This window comes from Klenkia sp. PcliD-1-E, assembly GCF_024124375.1.
In the GTDB taxonomy this organism is placed as follows: domain Bacteria; phylum Actinomycetota; class Actinomycetes; order Mycobacteriales; family Geodermatophilaceae; genus Klenkia.
In genome coordinates this window covers 1-9,279 of sequence record NZ_JAMXRZ010000143.1, presented here as the reverse complement: position 1 = coordinate 9,279, position 9,279 = coordinate 1, and the positions used below count along the sequence as shown (strand labels likewise).

Below are 9,279 nucleotides of genomic sequence, written 5' to 3'. Positions count from 1 at the left end.
CGCTGCGCCGCTCCTGCGCCGCGCGCTCCACGATCTCGGCGACGGTCGGCCCCTCCCCGGAGGCCGGGCCGCCGTCGGGGCGGTGCGACCCGCCGCTCACACCGGGCTCCGGGTCGGCGGGGTGCGCAGCGGCCCGGCCGGGTCGCCGTCCACGGGGGGCAGCACGTCGTCCTCCTGCCCGGGCCCGCGCCGGCGGCGCAGCACGAACAGCACCAGCCGGCGCAGGAACAGCAGTCCCAGCAGCGCGGCCGCGCCGATGGTGATGGCCAGGGTGATCGGGCCGTAGGCGGTGCTGCTGACCCGCAGCTGCACCGCGGTGCCCAGCGGGCCGCCGGCCGGGGTGGCCAGCTGTGCGACGACGGTGAAGCTGCCCGACTGCTGCACCGAGGCGGGCACGGTGACCACCGTCCGCGACTGCGGCTCCAGCCGCTGCGCGGGCACGGACTCGGCCTGGAACCCCACGCCGCTGCGGGTCTGCAGGTCCAGGGTGACGTCGACGGCGAAGGGCAGGTCGTTGCGGACGGTGAGCACCAGCGGGGCGTCGCTGGAGGCCAGGCTGTAGGCGCCGTCGGCCGGCGCCACCAGGCCGACCTCGCCCCGCAGGCCGGAGAGCGTCTGCTGCAGGTCCGCCGCCGACGCGGCGAAGCCGTCCGGGTCGTCCCGCCAGGCCACCGAGGTCGCGCGGGAGGTGGCCGCGTCGTAGCCGGCCAGCACCGTGCCGGGGTCGCCGACGACGGCTCCGGCGACGTCGTCGCGGACCGCCACCGCGGCGGCCACCGCGGCCATGCCCGGGCCGGCGAGCCGGGCGTCGTCCGGGGGCGCCACCAGGTCGCCGGCGTCGGCGACCGGGCCGGCGGCCAGGTCGGTCAGCGACGCCGCGGCCAGCCAGGGCTCCGTGGCGGTGTCGGCGAGCATGGGCGTGGTCCAGTCGGGGTCGGCCTGGACCTCGCGGGGCGGGACGACGAGCACCGTCTGCGCGACGGCGGGGTCCACGGCGGCCAGCTGGGAGGTCAGCACGCCCAGCTCGGCGAGGTAGCGCTGCTCGGCCCCCCGCGGGCCGCCGGTGGCGGTGTCGGCCCCCGCCACGACCTGGCCCAGCGCGGTGTCGCCGACGAGGGTGGTGAGCGTGCCCCCGGCGGTGTCGACGGGTACCCGGGCGGCCGCGGCGCGGCCGGTGCGGCCCAGCGCGGCGTCGGCGTCGCTGTAGGCGCCCGCGCCCAGGACCAGCTGGTCGACCCCGCCGGCGGTGAGCGTGGCGAGGGTGTCGCTGCGCACCGCACCGCCGGCCGGCCAGGCCAGGTCGGTGCGCGGTGCGGTGCCCAGCGCGTCGGTCAGGACCTGCTCGCCGGCGCTGGTCGTGGGCGTCGCCGCAGCGGCCTCGGAGGTCGGCGCGGCCGAGGTCGGGGTGGGGGTGATGCCGGCGAGGGGGTCGCCGTCGTCGGCCGGCTGCTGCGCGGTGCCCTCGACGGTGCCGGGGAGGGACCGGGTGATGACCGCGGGCAGGCCGGCCGCCTGCAGCGCGTCCAGGTCGACGTCGGCGTAGGGCAGCGCGACCACCGGGTGGACCGCGGCCAGGGACCGCAGCCGGCCCAGCCAACCACGGGCCGCCGCGGCGCCGGTCCCGCTGACGCCGTCCACGGCGTACCCGCCGGACATCGTCGTCAGCGCCTCGACCAGCGCGGGGTCGACGGCGAGCGTGACCGGCACGGAGCTGCCGCCGTCGGGCAGGTCCTCCAGCACGGTGAGGGCCCGGTCCAGGCGGCCGTCGGCGGCGACCTCGGTGGCCAGGTCGTCGTCGGTGAAGGCGCCCGCGGCGTCGCGGTGCGGGCGGTCGGTGAGCGGCCACAGCCAGGCGACCGACGTCCGGCTGGTGGTGGCCGCGAACACCGTCAGGTACGTGGACAGCTCGCCGACCCGCTCCACCAGCCCGGCCCGGGTGCCGTTGACGTTGACCAGCACCGGGTAGACGCCGTCCGCGGTGAGGGCCAGGTCGGCGGCGGTGGTGGTGTAGGTGAAGGAGGCGTCGTCCCCCGGCTCCAGCACCCCCGGCACGGGGACGAACGGGGCCTGCGCCACGTCGCCCGGGGAGGGGTCGGCGACGTCGTCCGCCAACTGCTCGCGGGTGGCCAGCCGCTCACCGCGCTGCAGCCGCATGGACAGGTCGGTGACGGTGTCCTCGCCGTCGTTGGTCAGCACCACCCCGACCACGATCGTGCTGTCGGGCCGGACGGTGCGCGGCTCCAGGGTGGTGACGGTGATCGACACCGGCGCGGCCGGGCCCGAGGTCGGCGCCGCCTGCGCCGGCGTGCCGGGCAGCAGCAGGACGCCCAGCAGCGCCACCAGCAGGAGGGTCCCGGAACGGGTCCGTCCCCGGGTCCGGGTCGCGGGGCGTCCGGCGCCGCCGGCAGCCCGGCGGGTCACGCGCTGTCGGCCAGCAGGCCGGGGGCGCGCTCGACCAGGGCCCGCTCGTCGGCGTAGGCCAGCCGGCCGGACAGCTCGGACAGCGGCACCCAGGCGACCTCGGTGACCTCGACGTCCTCGTCGGACAGCTCCCCGCCGACGGCGCGCAGCAGGAAGTGGTGCACCGTCTTGTGCACCCGGCGGCCGTCGGCGACGAACCAGAAGTCGATGATGCCCAGCGGGGCGACGACCTCGCCGACGATCCCGGTCTCCTCGGCCACCTCGCGCACGGCGGTGTCCTCGGGGGTCTCCCCGGCCTCGATGTGGCCCTTGGGCAGCGACCACAGCAGCCGGCCCCGGCGGTCCGTGCGGCCGATCAGCGCCGCCCGGGGGCCCGTGCCGTCGTCGTCGGCGACGACCAGCCCGCCCGCGGAGGTCTCGTCGACCCGGCGCAGACGTCGGCCCGGGCGCCGTCGTCCGCCCGTCGGAGCCATGCCTGCAGGGTAGCGCGACCGGGCTCAGTAGCCTGGCTGGTCGTGTCCGAGCAGCCCCCGCGTCCCGAGCCCCAGCCGGTCCCCGAGGCCGTGCAGGAGACCGTCCGCGCGCTGGTCGACCTCACGCCCGTCCTGGGCCTCGTCGGCGAGCGCTTCGGCGCCGCCGGTCACGAGGTGCACCTGGTCGGCGGCTCGGTGCGCGACGCCCTGCTCGCCGCGGGTGCGGGCACGCCCCGGATCGGCGACCTGGACCTCACCACGTCGGCGACCCCCGAGCAGACCCTCGCCGTCCTCGAGGGCCTGGCCGGTTCCACGTGGAACCAGGGCATCGCCTTCGGCACCGTCGGCGCCGAGGTGCGCGGCGAGCGGCTGGAGATCACCACCTTCCGGGCCGACCGGTACGACCGGGAGTCGCGCAACCCCGAGGTCGCCTGGGGGACGTCGCTGCTCGACGACCTGGCCCGCCGGGACTTCACCGTCAACGCCATGGCGGTCTCGCTGGGCCCGGACCGCACCGTCACCGACCCGTTCGGCGGGCTGGGCGACCTGCTGGCCGGCCGGCTGCGCACCCCCGGGACGCCCGAGGACTCCTTCGCCGACGACCCGTTGCGGATGCTGCGCGCCGTGCGGTTCGTCGCCCAGCTGGGCCTGGTCCCGGTGCCCGAGGTGGTCGAGGCGATGACCCGGATGGCCCCGGAGCTGGGCCGGATCACCGCCGAGCGCGTGCAGCAGGAGTTCTCCCGGACGCTGTGCAACGACGCGCCGCGGGCGGCCCTGGAGCTGCTGGTGTCCACCGGGCTGGCCGACGTCGTGCTGCCCGAGCTCTCGGCGCTGCGGATGGAGATCGACGAGCACCACCAGCACAAGGACGTCTACGCCCACTCGCTGACCGTGCTCGACCAGGCCATCGCGCTGGACCTGGCCGACCCGGGGTCGCCGTCCCCGGACCTCGTGCTGCGGCTGGCCGCCCTGCTGCACGACATCGGCAAGCCGGCCACCCGGCGCCGCGAGCCCCGCGGCCGGGTCTCCTTCCACCACCACGAGGTGGTCGGCGCCAAGCTGGTGCGCAAGCGGCTGACCGCGCTGAAGTACCCGAAGGAGGTCGTGGAGCAGGTCTCGCGCCTGACCTTCCTGCACCTGCGCTTCCACGGCTACGGCTCGGGCGAGTGGACCGACTCCGCCGTCCGCCGCTACGTCACCGACGCCGGGGACCTGCTCCCCCGACTGCACAAGCTGGTCCGCTCGGACTCCACCACCCGCAACAGGCGGCGGGCCGCGCAGCTGTCGGCGACCTACGACTCGCTGGAGCGCCGGATCGCCGAGCTGTCGGCCGCCGAGGACCTCGCCCGGGTGCGCCCGGACCTGGACGGCAACCGGATCATGGAGCTGCTGGGCATCCCCCCGGGCCGCGAGGTCGGCGAGGCCTGGCGCTTCCTCAAGGAGCTGCGCCTGGAGCGCGGCCCGCTGGAGCCCGACGTCGCCGAGGCCGAGCTGCTCAGCTGGTGGCGCGCGCGCTGACCGCCCGGGCGCCGCGCAGCCCGTTGGCCAGCGCCGCGGCCAGGTACAGACCACCGACGACGACGAGCGCGGCCACGCTGCGGCCCGAGGCGGGCAGTGCGAGGGCGCCCACCACCACCGCCGCGACGAAGGTGACGTTGAACAGGGTGTCGTAGACGGAGAACACCCGGCCGCGGAAGTCGTCGTGCACGACCTCCTGCAGCGTGCTGTCCACGCAGATCTTCACCGCCTGGCCCACGAAGCCCAGCACGAAGCCCGCGGCCACCACGGCGGGGGCGGCGAAGGCCAGCCCGAGGGCCAGCTGGCCGACGCCACCGAGCACCAGCGCCGCCGTCGTCCAGACGACCTTGCCCCACCGGCGGACGGCGGCGGGGGTGACCGCCGCGGCCAGCAGCGTGCCCACTGCTCCTGCGGCGAGCACCTGCGCGAGGCCCGCGAGGCCGACGGCGAAGGGGCCGACCGGGTCCAGGGTGCCGCGGTACAGCAGGAGGCTGAGCAGGGTGAGCAGGCCGAAGCAGACCCGCTGCACGGCCATCACCGACAGCACCCAGGTGGCCGCTCGCGAGGCCAGCACGTGCCGGGCGCCGGCGGCCATGCCGTGCAGCACGTCCCGGGCCGAGACCGTCGCGGTGCGCGACGAGTGGTCCGGGCCCAGGTGCGCCCGGACGAAACCGGCGACGACGGCGGCCGACGCCAGGTAGGGCAGGGCGGCGAAGAGGGCCAGGGCCGCGTAGCCGGTGTCGTCCCCGCCCACCAGCGCGCGCACGCCGATGGCCACGCCGCCGCCCAGCACCCCGGCCACGGCCCCGGCGGTGGTGCTCAGCGCGTTCGCGGGCACCAGCTCGGCGCGGTCGCAGGTGTGCGGGAGACCGGCCGACAGCGCCGAGAGCACGAACCGGTTGGCCGAGAAGACCGCCAGCCCGGCCAGGTAGTAGGCCGCGCCGTCGACGCCGGCGAAGGTCAGGGCCGCGACGACGGCGACCAGCGCGGCCCGCAGGCAGTTGGCCACCAGCAGCACCTGCCGGCGGCTCCACCGGTCCAGCCAGACACCGGCGAAGGGGCCCACCACCGAGTAGGGCAGCAGCAGGACGGCGAACCCGGCGGCGACGTCGAGCGGGTCGGCGGCCCGCTGCGGGTTGAACAGCACGGTGCCGGCCAGGGCTGCCTGGAAGACGCCGTCGCCGAACTGCGCGGCCAGCCGGGTGAGCAGCAGGCGGCGGAAGTCGGGCCGCTCCAGCAGCCGGCGCGCCGTCGCTGCCCGTCCCCCCACACCTGCGCACCCTACGGTCGCCGCGGGCGGCGCCGGATGCCCCCGGAGGGTCCCGTCCTGGGGCACACTGGGCGCGATGAACGCGGTGCCCCCGTCGCCAGACCCGGACCGCCGGCCCACCGCCCCGGCGGGCCGGGCGCCCGGCGCGGTCGCCCCACCGCTGACGCTGGGCCGGATCGCCGACGTGCGCCCCGGGTCCCTGCTGGTCGCGATGCCGGTGCTCGCCGACCCGAACTTCGTCGGCACCGTGGTCTACGTCGTCGACCACTCCGCCTCCGGCACGGTCGGGGTGGTGCTGAACCGGCCCAGCGAGGTGCGCATCGCCGAGGTGCTGCCCGGCTGGGCGGACCTGGCCGTGGCGCCGGGCGTCTTCCACGTGGGTGGCCCGTGCGAGAGCGAGACCGCGCTGGGCCTGGCCGTGTGCGCCGAGGGCGGGCCCGGTCTGCAGCCGGTCGACGCCGATGTCCACCTGGTCGACCTCGACGGCGACCCCGCGGGCCTGGCGCCCGCCGTGCGGGGGCTGCGGGTGTTCGCCGGGTACGCCGGCTGGTCCCCGGGTCAGCTGGGCGGGGAGATCGCCGAGGGCGCGTGGGCCTGCGTGGGCGCGCACGCCGACGACGTGCTGTCGGGCGAGGCCGGTGCGGCCCTGTGGCACCGGGTGCTGCGCCGGCAGACCGGCGCCCGCGCGGTGCTCGCCACCGCCACCCCGGACCCCACCCAGAACTGAGGCACCAGGAGTCTCGCCGGGCGTCGCCGGGTCTGGCAGACTGTGTGCTGCGGGAGGGACGGTCTGGGGAAGAGACCGTCCCTCCCGTTCTGCGTCTAGAAGCCCAGTTCCGCGGCGACCTGCGGGTAGTCGGAGGCGAGCGCGGTCTCGGCCTCCCCCGGCACGGTGATGGTCCGCGGCCCCGGGTCGCTGAGGGTGATGGTGACCTCGAAGGTCTGGTCGGGGAGCCGGGTCGTGTACTGCAGCAGCATCTTGGTCTCGGCCGACACCACGATCGTCGCCCCGGTGCCGGTCTGGTAGGCCACGGCGAGCTGGCCGTCGACCGACCGCTGGCCCTGCCAGGTGTAGTTGCGCTCGAGGAAGGACCGCGGGTCGTCGTCGGCCCGCTGGGACAGGTTGGGCAGCAGCTGCACCAGGACGTCGACCAGCGACGCCGTCCCGTTGGCCTGGGTGCTGGCGATCGGCCGCTCCAGGTAGGTCGTGCCCGGGCGGCCGGCCGCGGCCATCGCCTCGGTCAGCCCCGGGACGTCGCCGTACCAGAGGTCGGACTTGGTGAAGAACAGCGTGCGGGTGTCGTCGGGCTGGCCGGTGCCGTAGCTGGTGACGGCCTGCGCGCGGCCGATGCCGGCCCGGAAGTCCATCTCGCCGGTCAGGGTCAGCACGGTGTTCTCCGCGTAGGGCGCGGTGATGGTGAAGTCCGCGCCGCCGGCGGTGTAGTTGCGGTGCAGGAGGCCGGCCAGGGTCTGCGCCTCGTCCTCGGTGATCGTGTCGCCGGGGTTGCGGTCGGCAGCGGACCCACCGCTGCTGCACCCGGCCAGCACCGCGACGGCGAGGGCGAGCAGCAGGGCGATCCAACGCGAGCGGGCCGGCATGCCCCCAGGGTAGGGAGGCACACCGGCCCGCTGGGTCGGTGCTGGCGGGTCAGCGCTCGACGTCCCCGCGGATGAACGCCTCGACGGCGTCGCGGGCCTCCGAGTCGCTGTACTGCACCGGCGGGCTCTTCATGAAGTACGAGGACGCCGAGAGGATCGGGCCGCCGATCCCGCGGTCCTTGGCGATCTTCGCCGCGCGGACCGCGTCGATGATGATGCCGGCCGAGTTCGGGGAGTCCCAGACCTCGAGCTTGTACTCCAGGTTCAGCGGGACGTCGCCGAACGCTCGGCCCTCGAGCCGGACGTAGGCCCACTTGCGGTCCGACAGCCACGGCACGTGGTCCGACGGACCGATGTGCACGTTGTCCTTGCCCATGTCGCGGTCGACCTGGCTGGTCACCGCCTGGGTCTTGGAGATCTTCTTGGACTCCAGGCGCTCGCGCTCGAGCATGTTCTTGAAGTCCATGTTGCCGCCGACGTTGAGCTGCATGGTGCGGTCCAGCTGGACGCCGCGGTCCTCGAACAGCTTGGCCAGCACCCGGTGGGTGATGGTCGCGCCGACCTGGCTCTTGATGTCGTCGCCGACGATCGGGACGCCGGCGGCGGTGAACTTGTCCGCCCACTCCTGCGTGCCGGCGATGAAGACCGGCAGCGCGTTGACGAAGGCGACGCCGGCGTCCAGGGCGGCCTGGGCGTAGAACTCCGCGGCCTGCTGGGAGCCGACGGGCAGGTAGCAGACCAGCACGTCGGCGCCGGACTCGCGGAGCGTGGCGACGACGTCGACCGGCTGCTCGTCGGACTCCTCGATGGTCTGGCGGTAGTACTTGCCCAGGCCGTCCAGGGTCGTGCCGCGCTGCACGGTGACCCCGGTCGGCGGCACGTCGCAGATCGTGATCGTGTTGTTCTCGCTGGCGCCGATGGCGGCGGACAGGTCCTGGCCGACCTTCTTGGCGTCGACGTCGAACGCGGCGACGAACTTCACGTCGGAGACGTGGTAGTCGCCGAACCGGACGTGCATCAGGCCGGGGACGCTCTGCGTCTCGTCGGCGTCCTTGTAGTACTCGACGCCCTGCACGAGCGACGCGGCGCAGTTGCCGACGCCCACGATGGCGACCTTGACCGATCCCATGGGTCCTCCTGGTGTGCCGGCGACGGTGCGCGGCGGTTGTCGGTGCGGGGTATCCGGACCGGCCGCGCTGACGGGCCGGACGACACGAACATACGGTCTGCTTTGTCAGCTCGCATACGGATCCGTTTGTCAGGTCGAGCCGGCCGCCCCCCGGTCGTACGGTGGAGTGGTGCCACGCCGATCGGTGGTCGACCACACGCTGCGCAAGCGCGCGGTGCTGGCCGACGTGCGCGCCGGCCGGGTCGCCCTCGCCGAGGTCTGCGACGCCACACCGCACCTGGTGCAGGCCGCCCGGCACCACGGCGAGGAGACCGCCGACCGGTGCCCGGTGTGCCAGAACACGCTGCTGACCAGGGTCAACTACGTCTACGGTGAGGCGCTGGGGACGGTCGCCGGGCAGGCGAAGCGGGAACGGGAGCTCGCCCGGATGGACGCGATGCAGGACGAGTTCACCGTCTGGTCCGTCGAGGTCTGCCGCAGCTGCCGGTGGAACCACCTGGCCGTCTCCTACGTCCTGGGTGCGGAGCCCGTGCCGGGTCGGGCACCTCGCCGGCAGCGCCGCGGCGGCTGACCACCCGGCGGGACACGACACGGGCGGGGACGGACCGTTCCCGGCCATCCACAGGTGGAGCGGTCATCCTGGACCGCGACGCCCTGACCGGGGCATGCTGGTCCGCTGACCCGCGCCCGCCGGCACCGCACAGACCACACCGATCCGCCAGAGAGGGGCCACCGCCGTGCCTCCCCACGACGAGACCTCGCCCGTCGGGCTGCCCCCCGGTTCGGTCCGCCGGCCCCCGCCGGCCCGGGCCACCCGCTCCGGGGGCGGCGGCGGCCGGCCCGACCCGCGTCGACCCGACCCGCGCTCG

The 9,279-nt window shown here is 75.5% G+C and carries 8 protein-coding genes; 3 read left to right on the top strand and 5 right to left on the bottom strand.

Annotated features, from left to right (window positions below):
* Positions 1–96: 96 nt before the first annotated feature.
* Positions 97–2,421 (bottom strand): DUF6049 family protein, encoded by a 2,325-nt coding sequence (locus NH342_RS20120; RefSeq protein ID WP_374209491.1) that lies wholly within the window; start codon positions 2,419–2,421, stop codon positions 97–99.
* Positions 2,418–2,894 (bottom strand): NUDIX hydrolase, encoded by a 477-nt coding sequence (locus tag NH342_RS20115; protein WP_253017645.1) that lies wholly within the window; start codon positions 2,892–2,894, stop codon positions 2,418–2,420. Before NH342_RS20115 ends, NH342_RS20120 begins: the two co-directional genes overlap by 4 nt.
* Before the next feature lie 42 nt (positions 2,895–2,936).
* Here NH342_RS20115 and NH342_RS20110 point away from each other — a divergent pair, with 42 nt between their 5' ends.
* A complete protein-coding gene (locus tag NH342_RS20110; RefSeq protein WP_253017643.1) occupies positions 2,937–4,412 on the top strand; it encodes a CCA tRNA nucleotidyltransferase in 1,476 nt (491 codons plus the stop codon).
* Here the strand turns inward: NH342_RS20110 and NH342_RS20105 are convergent.
* Positions 4,390–5,682: an MFS transporter gene (locus NH342_RS20105; RefSeq protein ID WP_253017641.1), complete on the bottom strand. Its 1,293-nt coding sequence runs from the start codon at positions 5,680–5,682 to the stop codon at positions 4,390–4,392. The genes NH342_RS20110 and NH342_RS20105 overlap by 23 nt on opposite strands.
* Before the next feature lie 76 nt (positions 5,683–5,758).
* Here NH342_RS20105 and NH342_RS20100 point away from each other — a divergent pair, with 76 nt between their 5' ends.
* Positions 5,759–6,409: a YqgE/AlgH family protein gene (locus tag NH342_RS20100; RefSeq protein WP_253017639.1), complete on the top strand. Its 651-nt coding sequence runs from the start codon at positions 5,759–5,761 to the stop codon at positions 6,407–6,409.
* A 95-nt stretch (positions 6,410–6,504) separates the two neighbouring features.
* Here NH342_RS20100 and NH342_RS20095 read toward each other — a convergent pair whose 3' ends face one another.
* On the bottom strand, positions 6,505–7,281 hold the full coding sequence (locus NH342_RS20095; RefSeq protein ID WP_253017637.1) for a hypothetical protein: 777 nt from the start codon (positions 7,279–7,281) through the stop codon (positions 6,505–6,507).
* Between the two features lie 49 nt (positions 7,282–7,330).
* Entirely contained in the window at positions 7,331–8,410 is a 1,080-nt protein-coding gene (locus tag NH342_RS20090) for an inositol-3-phosphate synthase (protein WP_253017636.1), read from the bottom strand.
* A gap of 169 nt (positions 8,411–8,579) precedes the next feature.
* On the opposite strand from NH342_RS20090, the gene NH342_RS20085 reads away from it, so the two are divergent.
* Entirely contained in the window at positions 8,580–8,981 is a 402-nt protein-coding gene (locus tag NH342_RS20085) for a DUF5318 family protein (RefSeq protein WP_253017635.1), read from the top strand.
* Positions 8,982–9,279 lie beyond the last annotated feature (298 nt).

Bases quoted from the DNA above. Each gene is read 5' to 3' on its own strand.
- NH342_RS20115 (WP_253017645.1), bottom strand. From the start codon at position 2,894: ATGGCTCCGACGGGCGGACGACGGCGCCCGGGCCGACGTCTGCGCCGG.
- NH342_RS20100 (WP_253017639.1), top strand. From the start codon at position 5,759: ATGAACGCGGTGCCCCCGTCGCCAGACCCGGACCGCCGGCCCACCGCC.
- NH342_RS20095 (WP_253017637.1), bottom strand. From the start codon at position 7,281: ATGCCGGCCCGCTCGCGTTGGATCGCCCTGCTGCTCGCCCTCGCCGTC.
- NH342_RS20090 (WP_253017636.1), bottom strand. From the start codon at position 8,410: ATGGGATCGGTCAAGGTCGCCATCGTGGGCGTCGGCAACTGCGCCGCG.